This window comes from Agrococcus sp. HG114, from assembly GCF_024723325.1.
In the GTDB taxonomy this organism is placed as follows: domain Bacteria; phylum Actinomycetota; class Actinomycetes; order Actinomycetales; family Microbacteriaceae; genus Agrococcus.
Map to the genome: position 1 here is coordinate 17,125 of NZ_JANQCH010000007.1, position 21,109 is coordinate 38,233.

Here is a 21,109-nt window from a genome sequence, read left to right on the forward strand (position 1 = left end):
CCTGCGCATGGCGGGCGCTGCGCGATCGCCTACGCTCGATCGGGTGAGCGACGACGCCAAGCCCGCCGACCCCGCCGACCGCAACCGGCACGATCCGCCGCCGCCCATCGACGAGGTCGTCACCACGCGGCACGCCCTGGAGACCGACGACGGGACGCTCGCGTACACCGCGCGGTCGGGCCGCGTGGTGCTCTGGGACGAGCACGTCGAGGACGACGTGTTCCGCGGCCGCCGCGCTCGCGCGCAGGTCGCGGTCACCGCGTACACGCTCGACGACGCGGACCCGACCGAGCGCCCCGTGACCTTCGCGTTCAACGGGGGACCGGGCTCGGCGAGCGTGTGGCTGCACATGGGGCTCCTCGGCCCCCGCCGCGTCGTGATGGGCGACGCGGGAGCCCTCGCGGCACCGCCCTACGGGATCGCCGACAACCGCGAGACGCTGCTCGCCGTCTCCGACCTCGTCTTCATCGACCCGGTCTCGACTGGCCGCTCGCGGCCCGCCGAGGGGCAGAAGGCGAAGGACTTCCACGGCTTCACCGCCGACATCGAATCGGTGGCCGAGATCATCCGCCAGTGGGTGACGGCCGAGGGCCGCTGGCTGAGCCCGAAGTTCCTCGCGGGGGAGTCGTACGGCACGACGCGCGCAGCCGGGCTCGCGCAGCACCTGCAGGGCGAGCTCGGCATGTACCTCAACGGGCTCCTGCTCATCTCGAGCGTGCTCGACTTCTCGACCGCGAACTTCGAGCGCGGCGGCGACCGCGCCCATGCGCTCTACCTGCCGTTCTACGCCGCGACCGCCTGGCAGCACGGCTTCCACGAGGGCCGCTCGCTCGAGGAGGTCGTCGCCGAGGCGCACGAGTACGCCGCGCGCGACTACCCGTACGTCCTCTCGCGCGGGGCTCGGCTGACGGAGGAGGAGCGATCGGCAGCGGTCGCCCGCCTCGCGCGCCTCACCGGGCTCTCGACGGACTACGTCGACCGCGCCGATCTCCGCATCGAGCACTGGCGCTACTTCGGCGAGCTGCTGCGGGACCGCGGGCTCACCGTGGGCCGGCTCGACTCGCGCTTCACCGGGCCCGCCGCGAGCGGCATCGCGGAGCACATGGACGCCGACCCGTCGATGGATGCGATCCTCGGCCCCTACGCGGCGGCGTACCAGCACTACCTGCACCACGAGCTCGACGTCCGCGACACGGGCCCGTACCACGTGTTCGGCAAGGACGTCATCGAGCACTGGAGCTACAAGGAGTTCGAGAACGCGCCGGTCTACGTCATCGATCGCCTCTCGCGCGCCATGCGGCAGAACCCGCACCTCGCCGTGCACTTCGCCTACGGCTGGTTCGACGGCGCGACGCCGTTCTCGGCGGCGGAGGACTCCGTCGCGCACCTGCGGATCCCGGAGCCGCTGCGCGCGAACCTCGAGCACCGCTACTACGAGGCCGGCCACATGATGTACGTGCACGAGCCGTCCCGCGTGGCCCAGGCAGCGGACCTCGCCGACTTCGTGCGGCGGCGATCAGGTCGCTGACGAGGCGCGACGGATGCGCGGGATGCGCTAGTCTGTTGCAGTTGCCTTCGGGCGGCTCGATCTCGCAGATCGACGGGCTGTGGCGCAGCTTGGTAGCGCACTTGACTGGGGGTCAAGGGGTCGCAGGTTCAAATCCTGTCAGCCCGACAGATGTCCTGAGTCGCGACATCGTTGACACGGTGTCGCGGCTCAGGGCTTTTCTGTAGGTTCGTGCGGGTTGTCGTGGATGTCGCGACTCATCGGGTCAATGATCAGGCGCGTGGTGGGTCGCTGGTAGTCGCGTTCGGGGTCGATGTGGTGCTCGGCGATGACCTCGCCGGTGTCGGCGCGGCTGGAGCCTGCCCCGGTTTTCCGGACACGTTCTCTGAGGTGATCATGCCGCGGCGAGGGTGGTCGTGTGAAGGGCTTCGAACTCGGCCGGGGCGAGGTTGCCGAGGCTGGTGTGGCGGCGGCGAGGGTTGTAGTAGCCCTCGATCCATTCGAAGATCGCGGACGCGAGCTCGGTGCGTGACCGCCAGGTGCGGCGGTCGAGAAGCTCGCGCTGCATGGTCGACCAGAACGACTCGATGAGTGCGTTGTCGACGCTGGACGCGACGCGGCCCATCGATCCGAGCAGCCCGGCTTGGCGGAGGCGGTGGCCGAAGACCCAGGACGTGTATTGGCTGCCGCGGTCGGAGTGGACGATCGTGCCGATGGGCTTGCGCTGCCAGCGGGCCATCTCGAGCGCGTCGACGACCAGCTCGGTGCGTATGCGATCGGAGATCGACCAGCCGACGACGCGGCGGCTGAACGCGCCGACGACCGCGGCGCAGTAGACCCAGCCGTCCGCGGCGCGATGCTGCGTGATGTCGGTGAACCAGACCCGGTCCGGCCGGTCGGCGACGAACCGGCGGCGCACGAGATCCTCGTGCGTCGCCGGTGCCGGCCGCCATCCCCGCCGCTTCCGTCGATGGCAGACGCCCGCCAGCCCATCGCCGCGCATCAGCCGCGCGATGCGCTTCCGCCCGACGCGGATGCCGAGCCCGAGCCGCAGCTCCGCGTGCACGCGCGGCGCCCCGTAGGTGCCGCGCGAGTCGAGGTGCGCGCGGCGGATCGCGCCCAGCAGCTCGGCATCGGCGACCGCCCTGGCCGACGCCGGCCTGGCGAGCCAGTCGTAGTAGCCGGACGTGGAGACCCTCAGCACCCGGCACGTCACCGCGACGGGGAACCCGTCACGGCGCAGCTCGTGGACGAGCCGGAAGCTTATTTTGGGAGGACGTTCTCCCTCGCGAAGTAGGCGCTGGCGCGCTTGAGGATCTCGTTCTCCATCTCGAGCACCCGGTTCTTCCGCCGCAGCTCGATCAGCTCGCGCTTCTCGACTGACGTCAGCCCGTCTGCTCGGCCCGCGTCGACGTCGTCCTGCGCCATCCACCGGCGCAGGCACGACTCGCTGATCCCGAGATTCCTCGCGGTCGCGGCGACCGGCTCACCCTGCGCGACCAGATCCAACGCTCTCCGCCGGAACTCCGGCGACTTCGGTGCTCCCTCCCGAGACGATCATCGCCTCAGCTCAGGTGTCCGCGAAAGCGGGGCAGGCTCCGCCCCCAGTCGACTGACCAGCAGTCGTGCACCTGGCGGCATCCGACCGAGCTTTGAGAGCTACGTGCTCTCGCTCGGGAGGATGCCGCCTTATTCATATGCTTGCGCGCGCATGACGCCAGACCTTCACGAAACATGCTGATCGTGAGACAATCGAGGGGAGATCGCAGGGTCTGGTTGAGCGGCTCAGCTCCCACCTGCGACGTCCGTCTGGCTACCTCACAAGCGCGTCGCCTGGGCGGTGTCCGAGGTCGCCGGTACCCTAAAGACAGCCATGAATAGAACTTAATCGCGCCGTCGGCGCAAAGGAGCGCCAGCACCCGATGAGACGAAGAGCGGCACGATCACCCCGCCGCGACGGCCACCAGGCCGCCGCGGCTTCGTTGCGCTCGCGTTGCTCTGTTCAGAGGGGACGCCGATGACCTCCCCACTCACCGACTACCAGGCGAAGTACTACGCGCACGAGCTGCAGCGTAGCTACGCGAACGATCACGTCGGCAAGCTCGCCGGCCTGCTGTTTGACGCCCAAGTGGAGCCGAAGCCGCACCAGATCGACGCCGCCCTGTTCGCGCTGCAGACACCGTTCCTGCCGGGCGTGATCCTCGCTGATGAGGTCGGCCTCGGTAAGACGATTGAGGCGGGCATCGTCATTTCGCAGTACTGGGCGGAACGCCGCCGCAGCATTCTGATCGTTGCCCCGTCGAGCCTTCGGCAGCAGTGGCAGCAGGAACTCCACGAGAAGTTCCTGATCCCGTCCGCCATCCTCGACCCAAAGTCGAAGGACTCGCTGCTTGATGCTGCGGGTGGTCGTTCGGCGCAGGTGCTGATCTGCTCCTATGAGTTCGCGCTGCGGCACGAGACCTCACTGCTCAAGGCGTGGGATCTGGTGGTTGCGGACGAGGCACACCGACTGCGCAATTACTGGACAGGCAAGACAAAGGCGGCCGAGGCAGTCGCGCATATCGTTGGCGGTGCACACAAGACCGTCCTGCTGACCGCCACGCCACTGCAGAACAAGCTCGAGGAGCTGTATGGGCTGGTGTCGATCTTCGACCCTGGCTACTTCTACTCGCTCGATGCCTTCCGGGAGCGGTACGTCAAGAATCGAGACCTCGGCGGTGACGACGACCTGGTGGAGCGTGTCGCCACCGTCTCGAAGCGCACGCTGCGGCGCGATGCCGACAAGTACATCCACTTCACCAAGCGCCTGCCGCTGACGGTTGAGTTCACCCCGTCGCCCGACGAGGCGCGGCTCTACGACCTGGTGAACGACTACCTGCAGCGCGACGAGCTGTTCGCCTTCGCCGGGAGTCAGCGTCACCTCTCTGCCCTGATCATCCGCAAGCGTCTCGGTTCGTCGACCTACGCGGTCGCGAGCACGCTGGAGAATATCGCCAACCGTCTGGCCGATGAGGTTGCAGCCGGGCAGCGTCGCGACGGCCGCGGTGGTCTGGTCGCAGCAGACTTTGCCGTCGACGACGAGATCACCAGCGAGGAGCTGGAGGAGGCCGAAGAGATCAGCGGACGCACGGAAGCCCGCTCCTCTGTGCCGCTGGACGAGTCGTTGCTGGAGGCGATGCCTGCCGAGGTTGCGGAGCTGCGCGAGTACGCGGCTCTGGCTCGTTCGATCACCGAGAACCAGAAGGCGGTCAAGCTCGGAGAGGCGCTCGACCTCGGCTTCGAGCGCCTGCGCGAGCTGGGCGCTCCCGAGAAAGCCATCATCTTCACGGACTCGACGAAGACGCAGGAGTACATCGCGCGCTCACTGCGGGAGGCTGGTCGCGGCGAGGGCCTCGTTCTTTTCAACGGGGCGAACAACGGGCCGGAGCAGACCGCGATCTACCAGGCGTGGTTGGAGAAGAACAGAGACGGCGACCTGATCACCGGCATTGCTGCTGTGGATCGGCGCAAAGCGCTCGTGGACTACTTCCGCACCGAGGGCAAGATCATGATCGCGACCGAGGCTGCGGCAGAGGGCATCAACCTGCAGTTCTGCTCGATGCTCGTCAACTACGACCTGCCCTGGAACCCGCAGCGGGTTGAGCAGCGCATCGGCCGTGTGCACCGCTTCGGGCAGAAGCACAACGTCGTCGTCGTGAACTTCTCGAACAAGGGCAACATCGCCGAGCAGCGCATCCTGGAGCTGCTGACGAACAAGTTCCAACTGTTCTCCAGCGTCTTTGGCGCAAGCGACGAGGTGCTCGGCGCGATCGAGGACGGACTGGACTTCGAGAAGACGATCAGCGACATCCTCACCCGCTGCAGAACCGCCGACGAGCTGGACTCTGCGTTCAGGGAGCTGGAGGCGCAGTACGCGGGCGAGATCTCGCGCGAGATGGCCAGCGCAAAGGCGAAGGTCTTCGACAACCTCGACCCCCACGTCCAGGATCGCCTCAAGGCCTATGACACGCAGTCCGGCGAGGTGCTCAACAAGTTCGAGCGCCTGCTGCTCGCGGTAACCCGGCACGAACTCGACCAGCACGCCACCTTCGAGGGCGACGGGCGCACCTTCGTGTTGAACCAGTCGCCCGTGAAGGACGCGCCGACCGGGCGCTACTTCTTCAAGTCCCAGCTGCTGGAGAACGCCCACCAGTACCGCTACGCAAGCCCCCTCGCTCAGCACGTCGTCGAGACCTCGAAGACTCACGACACCCCCGCACGCGAGCTGACGTTCTCGCTCGGCCAGTCGGAGCGTGTGAGCAGCGCGATTCGTGCGCTGGAGGGCACCGGCGGCGAACTCACCGTCAGCGTTGCGACCTTCCGGATGAGGGCGCGCGACGAGGACGTCTCCGAGTCCTACATGCTCGCCGGCGCCATGACCGATGACGGCCGGTGGCTTGATGAAGAGTACGTCGCAGACATCCTTGACCTCGCCTGCATCGTCGTTGGGACACGGCCGGTGGCGATCGATGAGGGCGGCTTCACGCCGCATCTGGACACTCGACGGGCTGAGTTGGAGAAGGAAGTCCAGGGCCGTAACTCTCGCTACTACGACCAGCAGGAGGAACTCCTCTACCGCAACCAGCAGGATCGTAAGGCCGAGCACGAGGGCAAGATCCGCGAGTACCGCGCCAAGGAGAAGGAAGCCCGCAAGCTCGCCCGGCAGGCCGACGATCCGATGGAGCAACTGCGGCTCAAGAAGGAGGCCCGCAAGTGGGAGCAGCGTGCCGAGGAGGCCGACGAGCACTTCCGAGACACACGCAAGAAACTCCGGGCCGAGGCCGATAAGTACCTCGAGCTGATCGAGCAGTCGCTCCAGGGAACCCAGGATATCGAGCATCTGTTCACAATTCGCTGGCGCATAGCCACATAGACCACGGGTCTTTCACAAACCCGACGCAAATTGTTAAAATCATGAGAGAGAATCACCCGAATGACTGACGAGATCTACGAAACACCATCCACTACACCGAACTTCCAGACCGAGCTGGCAGCGCAGCTTGCCGATCTGATTCCCGAGGCCATCGCCGACGGCAAGGTGGATGTCGAGAAGCTCGAGGAACTGCTCGACGGTGACGTGGCCGACAGCAGCGAACGGTTCGGACTCTTCTGGCCCGGCAAGAAGCGAGCCCTCCGTGCGGCGCAGGAGCCGACCACAGCAACGCTGAAGCCCGACTTCGAGAACTCGAAGGACTGGGACACGACGCAGAACGTCTTCATCGAGGGCGACAACCTTGAAGTGCTCAAGATCCTGCAGAAGCACTACCACGCGAAGATCAAGATGATCTACATCGACCCTCCGTACAACACCGGCAAAGACTTCGTCTACCCGGACAACTACAAGGAGGGCCTCGACACCTACCTCGAGTGGACGCGCCAGGTCAACGAGGAGGGCAAGAAGGTCACGACGAACGCCGAGACCGAAGGCCGCTATCACTCCAACTGGCTCAACATGATGTATCCGCGCCTCAAGCTCGCGCGCAACCTGCTCGCCGATGACGGGGTAATCTTCGTTTCGATAGATGACAATGAAGCGGCGCACTTGCGCAGACTATTGGATGAGGTTTTCGGTGAGGGAAACTTCGTTGCTGCTATCAACCACAAGTCGCGCGGATCCGTTTCGAATGACAAGATCATCTCTCCAAACCACAATACGATTTTCGTTTACGCGCGCCGTTTTGAGGATATCTATTCAAATCGCACGTCGATTGGACTCGATCCAGACTTGTCTGGATTCGAGACATCGGACGAGCGTGGTGCCTACAAATTAGTTCCGGTCGATGGGCCGGGTGGGGCTCGAAAAGGGAACCCATACTATGAGTTCTTGGGAGTCGAGGGATACTTCCGATACTCGCGCGAAACTATGCAAGAACTCTACGACGCAGGCGAGATAGTCAAGCGAGGCAACACGCTTCAGCGAAAATACTATCGAGAGAAGGCGGAGGCGAGTCGGAAGACCGACACCACATGGTGGGACGATGCCGGATATACGTCCAGCGCCACCTCGGCATTGAAGTCACTCATGGGCGGTGCCTATTTCGATAGCCCGAAGCCGATCAGTTTGATCGGTCGTATGCTCACCCAGTTTTCGGACAAGGACTCCTTGGTTCTGGACTTCTTCGCGGGATCAGGATCGACTGGCCACGCTGTAATGAAGCAGAATGCGCTCGACGGCGGTTCCAGACGGTTCGTTCTTGTGCAACTTCCAGAGCCCACCCCCGAGACTTCTGAAGCACGCAAAGCAGGTTTCGCAACAATTTCAGATGTGGCTCGAAGGCGCCTGGACCTCGCGGGCGATCAGATCAAAGCCGAGGTCACGGCTCAGTCGGTGGACTGCGGCTTCCGCTCCTACAAACTCTCGGACACAAACTTCGCCAAGTGGCGCGTTTCGAGTGATGTTGAGGAGGACGCACTGCAGGAGCACCTGCTCAGCCTGCGTGACAGTGCTACAGACGACGCGACTGCCGATGACCTGCTCACTGAGATCCTGCTGAAGCAGGGTTACTCGCTGACCGAGGCGGTTTCGCCTGCCGAGATTGATGGCCTTGACATTCGGCTTGTGCGGGATCGCGACGGTGACATCGCTGTCTTGGCGTACCTGAACGAGCACGTCAAGCCGACGCTCGAGCAGCTTCGTGCACTCGTTGACGAGTCTCCGACGCGGATCATCGTGCTCGAGGACGCGTTCCAGGGCGATGACGAACTCAAGACCAACCTGGCCCAGCTCGCAAAGAGCAAGGGCATTGAGCTCTGGGCGGCCTGAGTATGAAAAACGGCACAGCGAGCGGTTCAGGATTCCAGTTCGACGCCAGTCAGCCGTATCAGCTGGATGCGATCGCGTCCGTGGTTGACCTGGTCGACGGGCAGCCGAAGGATGCGGAGAAGCTGGTCACGACCCTGCGTGGTGCGGCGGCGCTGCCCGACTCAGATCAGTCGGTGCTTGACATCGACCTGACGCAGGAGGTCGGCGCAGTCGGCAACAGCCTGGTGCTCGATCGTGACCTGATCCTCGCGAACCTGCAGCGTGTGCAGGATCGCAACGGCCTTGAGGTTGCGTCGGCGCTTGCGGGCGACGCGCTCGACTTCGATATCGAGATGGAGACCGGTACGGGTAAGACCTACGTCTACCTGCGCACGATCTTCGATCTGGCCGTGCGGTACAACTTCACGAAGTTCGTGATCCTCGTGCCGAGCGTCGCGATTCGCGAGGGTGTCAGCACGAGCATCCGGCTCATGCGTGAGCACTTCGAGACCCTCTATAAGCCGCAGGGCATCACCTTCGATGCCTCCGTCTATAGCGGCAAGAGCGCCGAGGAGGTGCAGTCGTTCGCGACCTCGACCAACGTGCAGATCCTGATCATGACGATCGACTCGATCCGTGGCAATGCGAACACGCGCATCATCCACCAGACGCGCGACAAGCTGAACGGCCTGCGCCCGATCGACTATCTGAAGGCAACTCACCCCGTTGTCATCATGGACGAGCCGCAGAACATGGAGTCGCAGCTGTCGCAGTCGGCGGTCGGTGAACTCGCCCCGGTCTTCACCCTGCGCTACAGCGCCACGCACAAGAAGCAGCGCAACGTCGTCTACCGGCTCGACCCGGTCGACGCCCACGATCTGGGTTTGGTGAAGCAGATCGTCGTGGCTGAGGTGGCCCAGCAGGGCGCGGACGCGACGCCGTATATCAAGCTGGTTGAGGTGCGGCGTGAGCCGTCGTGGTCGGCCCGGCTGGAGCTTTCCTGCCGCAAAGCCGATGGCTCGCTTGAGCGCCGGGTTGTGAGTGCGAAGCAGCATCAGGAGCTGTCGGATGCGCGCCTGACGAACAATCCGATCTACGAGGGCTGGCGCATCAACGAGATGAGCATCGAGCCCGCCTACGTCGACCTCACCACCCACGGGTTCCTGTACGAGGGCGAGAGCACCGGTGCCTCGGCCGGCGCGATCTACAAGGAGATGATCCGTGAGACCGTTCGCGAGCACCTGCGCAAGGAATCGATGCTCCGGGCCAAGTGCATCAAGGTGCTCAGCCTCTTCTTCGTCGACAAGGTTGCCAGCTACCTGGGCGACGGCACGAACAACGATGATGCGAGCGGCGACTTCGTGCAGTGGTTCGACGAGGTGTTCGTCGAGGAGCGCGCGAAGTCTGCGCGCTACCAGGAGCTGCTGCCGCAGGCGCCGAGCGAACTTCGCCGGGCGTACTTCTCCCAGATCAAGCGCGGCAAGACAACCACCTTCCAGGACTCGTCCGGCACCACCAAGGCCGATGACGACGCCTACGAACTGATCATGCAGCAGAAGGAACGCCTGCTCGACGAGAACGAGCCCGTGCGCTTCATCTTCAGCCACTCTGCCCTGCGCGAGGGCTGGGACAACCCGAACGTCTTCCAGATCTGCACCCTGCGCGAGATGGGTGCCGAGACCGAGCGGCGCCAGACCCTCGGCCGTGGACTGCGCCTCCCCGTCGCCAAGACCGCTGACGGCTACACCCGCGTGGCTGACCGGGGCGTCGCGACGCTGACGGTCGTGGCGAACGAGTCGTACACGAAGTTCGCGGACGCGCTCCAGCGTGAGTACAAGGACGCCGGTGTCGAGATCGGCCGGGTGCGCCGGGCCGAGTTCTCGAAGATCCCGCTGCAGGACGAGAACGGTGCGCTCACCGATGACCAGTTCGGCTACCAGCGATCCGTCCTCGTGTGGGAGCACCTCAAGGACAAGGGCTTCCTCGACAAGGACGGCGCGGTCACCTCGAAGTTTCAGCCGAACCAGCTCGGCTTCGACCTCGGCCTGCCCGTCGACTTCGTCTGGGCTGAGCCGATCATCATCGAGCTGGTTGAACGCGCAAACATCGGCAAGTACGTCAAGCCGGTCAGCAAGCGTCAGCCGCGCGTGCTTAACAAGCAGCTCTACTCGACACCGGAGTTTGAGGAGTTCTGGGAGACGATCAGCCAGAAGACCACCTACCGCGTCAAGGTCGAGCGTAAGGATCTGATCGAGAACGCCATCCGGGCGATCCGTGAAGCGCCGAAGATCGACGCGCTGCGTATCCAGGTCACCCGCGCCGGAGTCAAGGTGCTGAGAGGCGGAGCCAAGGGTGAAGAACTCGGCACCCGCTCGGCCGACCTCAAGGGCAGCTACGACCTGCCCGACATCATCACGGAACTCCAGGAGGCGACCTCCCTCACTCGCAAGACCATCGTCGACATCCTGATCGGCAGCGAGCGGCTGGGAGAGTTCATCGGCAACCCGAACGACTTCATCGCGATGACCAAACGCGCGCTGCAGAGCGAGTTGGCAAAGATCGTGGTCGAGGGCATCCAATACGAGCGGATCGCTGGCTCGGTCTACGAGCTTCGCGAGCTGCAGCGGGACGGCGAGGAGGAGAAGGAGCGCTTCCTCGACCAGATGTACAAGGTGCAGCACACCCAGAAGACCGACTTCGACTACGTCGTCTTCGATTCCGATGTCGAGCGCCAATTCGCGGAGCTGCTCGACTCTCGCGAGGACATCAAGCTGTTCATGAAGCTGCCCGCGAAGTTCAAGATCGACACCCCAGTCGGCCCGTACAACCCCGACTGGGCGATCATCAAGCAGGAGGACGGCGAAGACCGGATCTACATGATCCGCGAGACGAAGAGCGCGCTCGACGACTCGAAGCTCCGCCCAACAGAACTCGCCAAGATCAAGTCCGCCAAACGCCACTTCGAAGCCATCGGCATTGACGACTACGCGCGGGCGGCACCGGGGGCGTGGAGGCTATGAGGCTCATCTCTGCTCACGTCCAGGGCTACGGCCGGATCGTCGATTCCAAGATCAACTTGGATGCGAAGGTCATCGCTATCGTGGGGCCGAATGAGGCAGGCAAGACCACCCTGCTCAAGGCGCTCGCTCACGTCGATGGCGAGACCGCCGTGCCGGTACCTCAGCGTTCGCGAGCTACCGAAGTAACCGATCAGACCCGTGTGACGACCTTCGACTACGTCGTGGAGGAGGAAGATTGCACTGCCCTTGCGGATCTCGACTTGCACGAGCAGCCGACTCGCGCCCACGTTGCACGCTCCGCTTCCGGAGACAAGCTCATCGTCGACCTGCTTCCAGCGCCTCGAAAGTCCGTGCGGCCACTCCAAGATGCACTCGACACTCTTAAGGCAGCAGCCGTCAAAGAAGACCTTGATGACTGGATCGATCCGAACACTACGTATGCCGATCCGGGGTCTGACGATCCGCATGATTACCGGGCGGAGCTCAGCTCCGTGGTCGAGGCTGTCGAGGCTGCCGTCGCGGAGGTCGGAAGTGATCTTCCTGCCGAAGCAGTTCAGACTGCGCAATCCCTCCGGGGTGTCACGCTTGCTGACGACGTCGATGCGGAGTCGCTGCGTGCGGCCTTCGATGCGATCATCGCGTGGTCTGAGCGAGAAGACCCCGCTCCAGCCGCTCGCGACCGCATCTGGAGGCGCACGCCGGACTTCATCCTCTTCGACGAGGCCGATCGCTCATTTCAATCCGCGTACACGTTCGACGACGCGCTGATCAACGACACCCCAGTCGCGCTTGCGAACCTTGCGGGCACAGCGTCACTCGACCTCGCAGAGCTTCTCCAGTTCGTTCGAACAGGAGACATTGCGCGTCGACGAACGGCGATCGTCCAGGCCAACAGGCGGATGGACGCCATCTTCGACGAAGCGCGGAAACAGTCGAAGCTGGCTGTCCACTTTGAGCTTGACGGTGATCAGCTTCGCATCGAGCTCATGGAGGACGGCGACAACATCACAGTCTTCGACGAGCGCAGTGCCGGCCTCCGAATGTTCGTCGCACTGATCGCCTTCCTGAAGGTTCATGGTTCGGAGCGTGCGCCGATCTTGCTCATCGACGAGGCAGAGAACCATCTCCACATCGATGCGCAAGCGGATCTGGTCAATATGTTCGTCACGCAGGAGCACGCGATCAAGGTCATCTACACGACCCACAGTCCTGCGTGCCTTCCGCCCGACCTTGGCACTGGGATTCGTGTTGTCGTACCGCGTCACGACAACTTCCAAGTGAGCGACGTGAAGAACAGCTTCTGGCAAGGTGCAGCAGGCTACTCGCCTCTGATGCTTGCTATGGGTGCAGCGGCCGCTGCCTTCACACCCGCTCGCTACGTCGTCCTGGCCGAGGGGGCCACCGAGATGATCCTTCTACCTACGCTGATACGTTCCGCAACTGGACAGACGGATCTGCCTTATCAAGTGGCCCCAGGACTGTCCGAAGTCCCGAACGACTTCCTGCCAAAACTCGACCTCGAGGCTGCCCATGTCGCATACCTCGTCGACGGTGATGATGGCGGGGTGAAGCTGAAGACTGCCCTCACAGATGCAAGCGTGCCAGAGAGCCTGATCACTGAGCTGGGATTGCCGGGGATCGAGAACGCCCTCGAGCCAGACGCCTACAGGGCTGCGATCTCGGCGCTGCTTCCTGAGTGCAATCCAGGAGTCACCGCGAGCGATCTTCCAGAAGTGCCACCGATCGCAGCAGAGACGGGCGCTTCGGCTGCGAAGTGGATGTACGACTGGATCAAGAGCGTCGGGCTAAAGGCTCCGTCTAAGGTGGCGGTCGCGAATTGGTTGGTCGAGAATGACCGATCAACGCCGAGCGCTGAAGGGTCGGCGGTGTTGGTGTCGCTCCACGCGAACCTGGTGCGGGCGCTCGGGATAGAAAACGACGAGAGTCTGGCGAAGCTAGGAAAGGCAAGTCGATAGTCATGGCAAACGAGTCCACTAGAGCCATCGAGTTGGCTGACAATGGCGGTCACTTCTATCGTGCTGACTTCCAAGTCCATACCCCGCGTGACACCCAGTGGGACGGGGATCGCCCCACCGCTTCTGAGCGCGACACGTGGGCTGCGACATTCGTTTCTGCTGCGCGTTCGCAGGGTCTCAACGCGGTTGCCATCTCTGATCACCACGACTTCGCGTTCTTCCCGTTTATCAAGCGCGCTGCAGCCGCAGAGCGGTTAGCGGACGGCACACCGGTGCCTGTTCGCGAGCAACTGACAGTGTTTCCTGCGCTCGAGCTGACGTTGAGCGTTCCGTGTCAGGCGATTCTCATTCTCGACGCAGACTTCCCAGAAGGCCGCCTCAATGACGTCTTGAAGGCCCTTCATTTTGACCCAATTGATGCAGCCCTCGATGTTCTCCCTCAGACAACGGTCTTGCCGGACTCAGGCGATCTCAACGACATCCACGCGAAGCTTGACAAGAATGATTGGCTCCGAGGGAGGTATATCCTCCTTCCGAACGTCACGCCGAACGGTCATAAGACTCTGTTGCGGGAATCCTTCCAGGCCAAGTATCGGGACATGGTTGCTGTCGGGGGATACCTCGACAAGCCCATCACGGAGCTGGACCGCCAGAAGTACGCCGGCGAGAAGCGGATTCTCGATGGCGGCGACGGCAACTGGGGATCGAAGCGTCTTGCATTGTTCCAGACTTCCGACGCGCGCAAAGCCGACTTCTCCACGCTTGGTGAGCACGCGACATGGGTGAAGTGGGCGAAGCCAACTGCTGAGGCAATCCGTCAGGCATGTCTGGCGCAGGAGTCTCGAATCTCCCACAGCTCTCCGGCGATACCGAACGTCTGGGTTTCGCGCGTTGTGGTGTCGAACAGCAAGTTCATGGGTCGCGTAGACGTCGCACTCAACCCGCAATACACAGCTCTCATAGGTGGACGAGGCACCGGCAAATCGACGGTGCTTGACTACCTCCGTTGGGCCTTGTGCGACCAGCCTGCTCGGGCAACCGAGGATGACGAGGTTGCAGATCCCCGAGTGCGTCAGCGCAAACTCATCGACGCGACGCTCAAGCCTTACGACGCGCACGTAGAAGTGCACTGCGTAATCAACGGGATCGCCCACGTTGTGCGCAGACACGCTGGCGACGGGACGATTCAACTCAAGGTAGGTGGCGGTCAGTTCGAGAAGGTGACTGAAGCCGCCATCCAGAGTGTCCTTCCAATCCAGGCATACAGTCAGAAGCAACTGAGTAGCGTCTCCATACGAGTCGATGAACTGTTGCGATTCGTCACATCGCCGATCCAGCGGCAGCTCGAAGAGATCGACCGCAAACGACAAGAAGTGGCCGGCCGACTTCGCGAGAACTACGGCACCCTCCAGCGGTATCGGAACCTGTCTGCCGAGATTGAGCGTGGCGATTTGCGCATCCGGTCGTGGGCCGAACAGGCGCAGTCGCTGCGCGATGGCCTTGCGGGGATTTCTGAGGAGGATCGAAAAGTCCTCGACGGGAAGGCCGGGCATGACGATTTGCGCTCAGCCCAGACCCGCTGGCTCCGGCACATCGAGGTTACACAGGAGAATCTCGCTTCTCTGGTTGAATCGCTGGACTCATCGCTAGAGGATCTTGAACTCCCAGCCTCCGCTCCAGCCAGCCTCACTGCAGAAGCCAACGCATTGCTTACTACGGCCCGTGATGCACTGGTCGGTCTGCGATCGGCGGTCAGTAGGCTGGAAACTGACTTCAATGCGCTCTCTGCGGAAGGTGGCGCGGTCGCTACGACCGCTGAAACCCTGTCGGTCAAGCTGACCGAATACGACGGGGCGTATCGGGCCGTGAAGGAACGGTCTTCGGCGCACGAAGCCAAGCTGGCAGAACTCGCCAGCCTAGAGGAGCAGCAACGCAAGGCTCGCGAGCTTGTGCAGCGTCAGCGAACCGATCGCGACGCGCTCGGCAAGCCGGGCGACAAGCACAAGGAGTTCCGCGCCGAGCTGACCGCCGCAAGGAAAGAACGGACGAGCGCACTGCGAGCTGAGTGCGAAGCGCTCGCAGCCTCGTCGGACGGAATGATCCGTGCGACGTTGTCGACGGACCGTGGATTCGATGGCGCGCAGATCAAGTTCAAGGCGCTGATCGCGGGCTCAAACGTACGGGCCAGCAAGGTCGACGCCTTCTTCGAAGAGCTCGCGAAGGAGTCGGATTCCGCAGCGACCTGGGAGACTGTGCTCGAAGAGCTCGAGTCGCTAACCCTACTCGAACCGGATGCCGATATCAGCTCGGAACAAACTCCGGTGCTGACCAGACTAGGCCTCACAGTCGCCGACCAGAAGAGAATCGTCCCGAAGCTCACGCCCGATGGCTGGCTCGATCTGTCGCTCGCAGAGTTGTCCGACTTCCCCGAGTTCGAGTACCGGGCAAAGGAGAGCGAGTACATCCCGTTCGACTCTGCTTCAGCCGGACAGCAGGCCTCCGCTCTGCTCGGCACGCTGCTTTCTCAGAGTGGTACACCGCTGATCATCGATCAGCCGGAGGATGATCTCGATAGTGACACCGTGCAGCAGATCGTCTCCAAGATCTGGCGATCTAAGAATCGGCGACAACTGATCTTCTCCAGCCACAACGCGAACCTGGTCGTCAACGGGGATGCCGACTTGGTGCTGGTATGCGCCTACCTGACCGCGGGGGACCAGTCGGCGGGGCACATCAAGGAGCAGGGCGCCATAGATGTTGCCGCAGTGCGCGACGAGATTACGTCAGTAATGGAGGGTGGAGAGCGGGCCTTCCGCCTCCGCAAAGAGAAGTACGGCTTCTGACGATCGGCCGGATAGAGTACGTTACTCAGGCCGCCCGGTCGCTGGACGGATCTCGACCCCTACCTTCATGATGGCCACCCGCATGGTTTCCTGGTTCACCTTGAGCGCTTCGGCGACCTGCGAGAGTGAGAGGCCGGATTCGTATAGGCGGGCAGCTTCACTCACCTGGTCTGCTGTAATCGACTGGCGACGGACGATGACGTTATTGGCGCGGAGGATGCCGATGATCGTGGACTTGGCGACGGCGTAGTCCTTCGCCAAGGCTGTCGTCGTGACCTGCCGAGTACCGAGCGACCACCTGCGCGCGGGCTTCGTTGTTCAGGCGCTTCCACTTGCGGCGAGGAGCCGTGACAGTGCGAGAGGTTTGAGCGTCGTCCGGCAAGGTCTCCGCGCCTGTCGTTCGAGAGCTGTCGTGAGAACCCCTGATCCGGCGCAGATTCTCGGTTTCTACCCCTGTTGGGTATGGAACAGAGGTCAATAAGGGCGACCGATGGTCGGAACCAGCGCATCGGGCCCGGATCCTCTGGATCCGGGCCCGATGGCGTTCTCCGGCCGCTCAGAGCAGCGCGAGCGCCTTGAGCTTCGCCTCGACCTCGGCGTTCGTCGGCTCGACCTGGTGCGATCCGTCGGGGAAGACCACGACAGGGATCTGCATGCGGCCTGAGATGCGCTGGGCCTCGCGGGCGGCGGCCTCGTCCTGCTCGAGGTCGATGTAGTCGTAGGCCACGGCCAGGCCGTCGAGCTGCTGCTTCGTGCGCCGGCAGTCGCGGCACCAGTCGGCTCCGTACATGCGGATCGTCGTGTCGGTCATCCCTCCACCGTACGTGAGCGCCGGTCGCGCACGCGCCGCGCGGCCGCGGCCATGGCTCGCCAGCCGACGAGCAGCAGCAGGAGCGTGAGCGATGCGACGACCACGAACGGCACCGCCGTGCCCTGCCCCGCGATCGCGCGCAGCAGCATCCCGCCCACCGCCGTCACGAGCCAGACGGGCAGCCCCGTGCGGAGCGGAGCCGTCGGTGCTCGCCACGCGCGCGAGATGAGCCACCCGAGGGCGAGCGCCGCGAGGAACGGCCACGCGGTCGTCGCGAGCCCGAGCCCGGCAGCGCCGAGCACGCCTCCGCCCTCGTCGTGGGTGGCGCGCCCCACTGCTGCGAACGCCACGACGAGTGCCGCGTCGAGCGCGAGCGGGACGGCGGAGCGCGGCCGCACTCGGGCCTTCGATGGGGATGCCACCCCTCGACGGTAGTCGGCCCGGATCGAGGTCGAGCAGCCGCGGGGCGGCGCTGCACCCAGGATCGAGAGGCGTGCTGAGGGCGGTGCAAGCGCAAGGAATCCCTCGCGCGCCGAAGATCTCCTCCGCTTTGGTCGTAGTTCTCCGTATCGCCGTTACCGTCGCGGCAACCCGCACTCGCGGGTGCCTCTTCGAGATGGAGTCACGATGCGTCTTTCCTCCTTGGCGGCCGCGACGACGCTGGGCCTGGCCCTCGCGCTCACGTCCGTCGCCCCCGCCTTCGCCGGCCCCGCGGAGCGCGAGGCCAACTGCGCCGCGCTCGGCGGCACCCTCAGCGGCAACGGCGCCAACCAGACCTGCACGGTGGTCACGGTCGTCGTCGCGCCGGACGTCCCCGCCGGGACGCCGACCACCGTCTACAGCGCCGACCGCCCGGTCGGGGATCCGGTCACGGTCGACACGTCCCTGCCCGCGCGGCAGCCCGATCCCGCTGTCACGACGGAGGAGCGCAACGTCGGCGACGCGGTCGTCGTCGGCACGGAGCGGGCCGGCACTCCCGTCGTGACGGAGGAGGAGCGCGATGCCGGCGAGCCGATCAGCGAGAGCGTGATCGTGGCCGGGACGCCGACGTCCACCACGCGCACCGAGTTCGGCACCCCGGTCAGCGTGCAGACGCCCACCACGATCGACTGCGAGCGCGTGAACCACGAGCGTGCCGCACGTCCCGTCGAGCGGTGCGAGCGCGCGGCCCTCACCACGACCACCACGCCCACCACCATCGTGACCACGACGACGACGCCGCGGCAGCTGGTCACCACGACGACGCAGCCGCGCGAGACGCTCATCACGACGACGACGCCGTTCACCGAGGTCTTCACGAGCACGCAGCAGCGCGAGCTCTGCACGACGCTCACGTACCAGACGCAGATCGCCACCATGACGACTCAGCTGACGGAGCGCACCGCGACGACGACGCAGCCGACGACGCGGACGACGACCACGACGACGACGACCTACAGCTTCCCGCGCGGCACGGATGTGCCGACCCCGAGCGGCACCCCCACGGTCACGAGCTCCACGGCGCCCGGGACCCCCGTGGTGACGGAAGCCGTCGTCCCGGGCACGCCGATCGTGACGACCGGCACGCGCCCGGGACCCGAGGAGTCGGACACGACCTGCGCGCCGATCGCCCCGGTCGTCACCGTCACCGAGGGCGACACGCGGCAGCAGGTCGAGACGGCGACCGTGCCGGCCGAGCCGGTCATCACCGTGACGAGCGAGGACGTCGAGCCGCTCGTCGTGGAGACGGAGACGCCGGGAGCGCCCATCGTCACGACCGACACCCGCGGCACGGGTGAGACGTGCACGATCACGCCGGCAGCGGGGAAGCAGCGGGGAAGCGGCTGCTGACGTCCGGATGACCGCTGACTGCCGCCTCCTCCGGGAGGCGGCAGTCGGCGTTCGCGGGGCACCCCGCTCGAAGCCGAGACGACTCCGGCCCGTCGCCCTGCTCCAGCGGGGTGCGACGGCGCCGGCCCGGTGCTCCGGCATACTCGCAGCATGGAGCACACCGCAGTGGCCGATCTCGACGTCGACGCGCTTCGCGCCGGGTTCCCCGCGCTCGCCTCCGGCATCGCGCACTTCGACGGCCCCGGCGGCACGCAGACGCCGGCCGTCGTGGGGGAGGCCATCGCGCGCACCCTCACCGGGCCGCTCTCGAACCGCGGCCGCAGCGCCGTGAGCGAGCGGAACGCCGACGACGCCGTGGCCGCGTTCCGATCCGCGTTCGTCGACTTCCTCGGCGCCGACCCGCGCGGCATCGTCTACGGCCGCAGCGCCACGCAGCTGACCTACGACTTCTCGCGCGCGCTCGCGAAGCGGTGGCGCCCGGGCGACGAGCTCGTCGTGACGCAGCTCGACCACGACGCGAACGTGCGCCCGTGGATCCAGGCCGCGGACCGCGTCGGGATGGCGGTGCGCTGGCTGCGGCTCGACCCGGCGACCGCGCAGCTGCGGCTCGACGAGCTCGACCGGGTCGTGACCGACCGCACCCGCCTCGTCGCCGTCACCGGCGCATCCAACCTGCTCGGCTCGAAGCCCGACGTCGCGCGCATCGCCGAGCGCGCCCACGCGGTCGGCGCGCTCGTGCACGTCGACGCCGTGCACCTCGCCGCGCACGACGCGATCGACCTCGGCACCCTCGGCGCCGACCTGCTGGTCTGCTCGCCCTACAAGTTCTTCGGCCCCCACTGCGCGGTGCTCGCCGCGTCGCCCGAGCTGCTCGAGACGATCCGGCCCGACAAGCTCCTGCCCTCGACCGATGCCGTGCCCGAGCGCTTCGAGCTCGGCACCCTGCCGTACGAGCTCATGGCGGGCGCCACGGCGGCGGTCGACGTCATCGCCGGGCTCGGCGGCGAGCGCGGCGACCGGCGGGCGCGCATCGTCGCCGCGAACGCGCGCATCGAGCAGCACGAGCTGCGCCTGCGCGAGCGGATCGAGGCGCACCTGCGCTCGCTCGAGCCGCGGCTCACGCTGCACTCCGTCGCCGCCGAGCGCACCTCGACGCTCTTCGTGACCTTCGCCGGCCACGACCCGTTCGCGGTCAGCGCGGCGCTCGCCGAGCGCGGGGTGCTCGCGCCCGCCGGCACATTCTACGCGCACGAGCCGTTCCGCGCGCTCGGCGTCGGCGCGAGCGCGGGGCTCCGCGTGGGGCTCGCGCCCTACAGCAGCGACGACGACGTCGACCGGCTGCTCGAGGGCCTGAGCGCCGCGCTCGCCTGAGAGCGCGCCGGCCGGCGCTAGGGTGCGAACACGAGGATGCGGTCGTCGTCCTCGGCGGGTCGGCCGCGCCCGTCGGTGTTGCCGGTGAGCGCCCAGAGCGCGCCGTCCGGCGCCGCGGCGACATCGCGCATCCGACCCGATTCGCCCCGCCAGTGCACCGTCGAGGTCGCGAGGTCGTCGACGGGCACGCGCCGCAGCGACTCGCCGCGCAGGTTCGCGATCCACAGCGCCCCGTCGGCGAAGGCCATGCCGCTCGGGCTCGCCTCGCTCGGGCGCCACTGCTGCACGGGATCGACGAAGCGCGCGTCGCCCGCCGCCCCCTCGACCTCCGGCCAGCCGTAGTTCGCGCCCGGCTCGATGACGTTGAGCTCGTCCCACGCGTCCTGCCCGAACTCGGTCGCGTAGAGAGTGCCGTCGTCGTCCCACGCGAGGCCCTGCGGGTTCCGGTGCCCCAGGGAGTAGACGGGGGAGCGCGGATCGGGGTTGTCGGCCGGCACGGTGCCATCGGGCTCGAGCCGCAGGATCTTGCCGGCGAGGCTCGCGGGGGCCTGCGCGCGGGCGGGCGCGCCCGCGTCGCCGGTCGTGATGTAGAGCATGCCGTCGGGGCCGAACGCGATGCGGCCGCCGTCGTGGATGCGCGCGGCGGGGATGCCGCCGAGCAGCTGCTCGGGCTGCCCGAGCTCGCGAGCCCCGGGGCTGCCGCGCAGCGGCGCGCGCATCACGACGTTGCCGCCGTCGGTCGTCGCGCACCAGTAGAGGTGCCCGTCGTGCACGGCGATCCCCAGCAGGCCGCCCTCGCCGCGCGCCGCGATCCCGGCGATGCGCGCGACGAGCCGCGTGCTGCCGTCGCGGAGCACCTCGACGATCGCTCCCGAGTCGCGCTCGCTCACGAGCGCGCCGCCGTCGTCGGGGAACGCGATCGACCACGGCACCCGCAGCCCCGTCGCGAGCGTCGCGGGCGCCTCGAGCG

At 65.6% G+C, this 21,109-nt stretch carries 13 protein-coding genes, 1 tRNA gene and 1 pseudogene; 9 read left to right on the forward strand and 6 right to left on the reverse strand.

Annotated features, from left to right (window positions below):
* Window positions 1–43: 43 nt before the first annotated feature.
* Both NWP09_RS01805 and NWP09_RS01810 read left to right on the forward strand, forming a co-directional pair.
* Complete coding sequence (locus tag NWP09_RS01805; RefSeq protein ID WP_258273833.1) at window positions 44–1,528, forward strand: S10 family peptidase; 1,485 nt, start codon at window positions 44–46, stop codon at window positions 1,526–1,528.
* Window positions 1,529–1,601: 73 nt separating this feature from the next.
* A tRNA-Pro gene (locus tag NWP09_RS01810) sits at window positions 1,602–1,675 on the forward strand.
* A 226-nt stretch (window positions 1,676–1,901) separates the two neighbouring features.
* Here the strand turns inward: NWP09_RS01810 and NWP09_RS01815 are convergent.
* Both NWP09_RS01815 and NWP09_RS01820 read right to left on the reverse strand, forming a co-directional pair.
* On the reverse strand, window positions 1,902–2,774 hold the full coding sequence (locus NWP09_RS01815) for an IS3 family transposase (protein WP_258273847.1): 873 nt from the start codon (window positions 2,772–2,774) through the stop codon (window positions 1,902–1,904).
* Window positions 2,771–3,028, reverse strand: a pseudogene (locus tag NWP09_RS01820) (transposase); the annotation flags it as partial. The gene NWP09_RS01815 and the pseudogene NWP09_RS01820, both read right to left, overlap by 4 nt.
* A gap of 496 nt (window positions 3,029–3,524) precedes the next feature.
* Here NWP09_RS01820 and NWP09_RS01825 point away from each other — a divergent pair.
* The 5 genes from NWP09_RS01825 to NWP09_RS01845 are packed head-to-tail and all read left to right on the forward strand — an operon-like array spanning window position 3,525 to window position 16,127.
* Window positions 3,525–6,419, forward strand: a complete 2,895-nt coding sequence (locus NWP09_RS01825) for an SNF2-related protein (protein WP_258273834.1) — start codon at window positions 3,525–3,527, stop codon at window positions 6,417–6,419.
* Between the two features lie 60 nt (window positions 6,420–6,479).
* Window positions 6,480–8,309, forward strand: coding sequence for a site-specific DNA-methyltransferase (locus NWP09_RS01830; protein WP_258273835.1), 1,830 nt, complete (start codon window positions 6,480–6,482; stop codon window positions 8,307–8,309).
* 2 nt (window positions 8,310–8,311) lie between these two features.
* Window positions 8,312–11,308 (forward strand): DEAD/DEAH box helicase family protein, encoded by a 2,997-nt coding sequence (locus tag NWP09_RS01835; RefSeq protein WP_258273836.1) that lies wholly within the window; start codon window positions 8,312–8,314, stop codon window positions 11,306–11,308.
* Window positions 11,305–13,284 (forward strand): AAA family ATPase, encoded by a 1,980-nt coding sequence (locus tag NWP09_RS01840; protein ID WP_258273837.1) that lies wholly within the window; start codon window positions 11,305–11,307, stop codon window positions 13,282–13,284. Before NWP09_RS01835 ends, NWP09_RS01840 begins: the two co-directional genes overlap by 4 nt.
* A 2-nt stretch (window positions 13,285–13,286) precedes the next feature.
* The gene (locus NWP09_RS01845; protein ID WP_258273838.1) at window positions 13,287–16,127 is read left to right on the forward strand and encodes a TrlF family AAA-like ATPase; all 2,841 of its coding nucleotides are present in this window, start codon (window positions 13,287–13,289) and stop codon (window positions 16,125–16,127) included.
* 21 nt (window positions 16,128–16,148) lie between these two features.
* Here the strand turns inward: NWP09_RS01845 and NWP09_RS01850 are convergent, their stop codons facing one another.
* The 3 genes from NWP09_RS01850 to NWP09_RS01860 all read right to left on the reverse strand — a co-directional run bounded on the left by NWP09_RS01850 (window position 16,149) and on the right by NWP09_RS01860 (window position 17,360).
* Window positions 16,149–16,388, reverse strand: a complete 240-nt coding sequence (locus NWP09_RS01850; protein ID WP_258273839.1) for a hypothetical protein — start codon at window positions 16,386–16,388, stop codon at window positions 16,149–16,151.
* A 295-nt stretch (window positions 16,389–16,683) separates the two neighbouring features.
* Window positions 16,684–16,938: a glutaredoxin domain-containing protein gene (locus tag NWP09_RS01855; protein ID WP_258273840.1), complete on the reverse strand. Its 255-nt coding sequence runs from the start codon at window positions 16,936–16,938 to the stop codon at window positions 16,684–16,686.
* Entirely contained in the window at window positions 16,935–17,360 is a 426-nt protein-coding gene (locus NWP09_RS01860) for a DUF3054 domain-containing protein (protein ID WP_258273841.1), read from the reverse strand. The genes NWP09_RS01855 and NWP09_RS01860 overlap by 4 nt, the downstream gene beginning before the upstream one ends.
* A 205-nt stretch (window positions 17,361–17,565) precedes the next feature.
* On the opposite strand from NWP09_RS01860, the gene NWP09_RS01865 reads away from it, so the two are divergent.
* Window positions 17,566–18,768: a hypothetical protein gene (locus NWP09_RS01865; RefSeq protein ID WP_258273842.1), complete on the forward strand. Its 1,203-nt coding sequence runs from the start codon at window positions 17,566–17,568 to the stop codon at window positions 18,766–18,768.
* A 150-nt stretch (window positions 18,769–18,918) separates the two neighbouring features.
* On the forward strand, window positions 18,919–20,139 hold the full coding sequence (locus NWP09_RS01870) for a cysteine desulfurase-like protein (RefSeq protein WP_258273843.1): 1,221 nt from the start codon (window positions 18,919–18,921) through the stop codon (window positions 20,137–20,139).
* Window positions 20,140–20,156: 17 nt separating this feature from the next.
* Here the strand turns inward: NWP09_RS01870 and NWP09_RS01875 are convergent.
* Window positions 20,157–21,109: sorbosone dehydrogenase family protein (locus tag NWP09_RS01875; RefSeq protein WP_258273844.1), on the reverse strand; the 953-nt coding region annotated here is incomplete at its 5' end.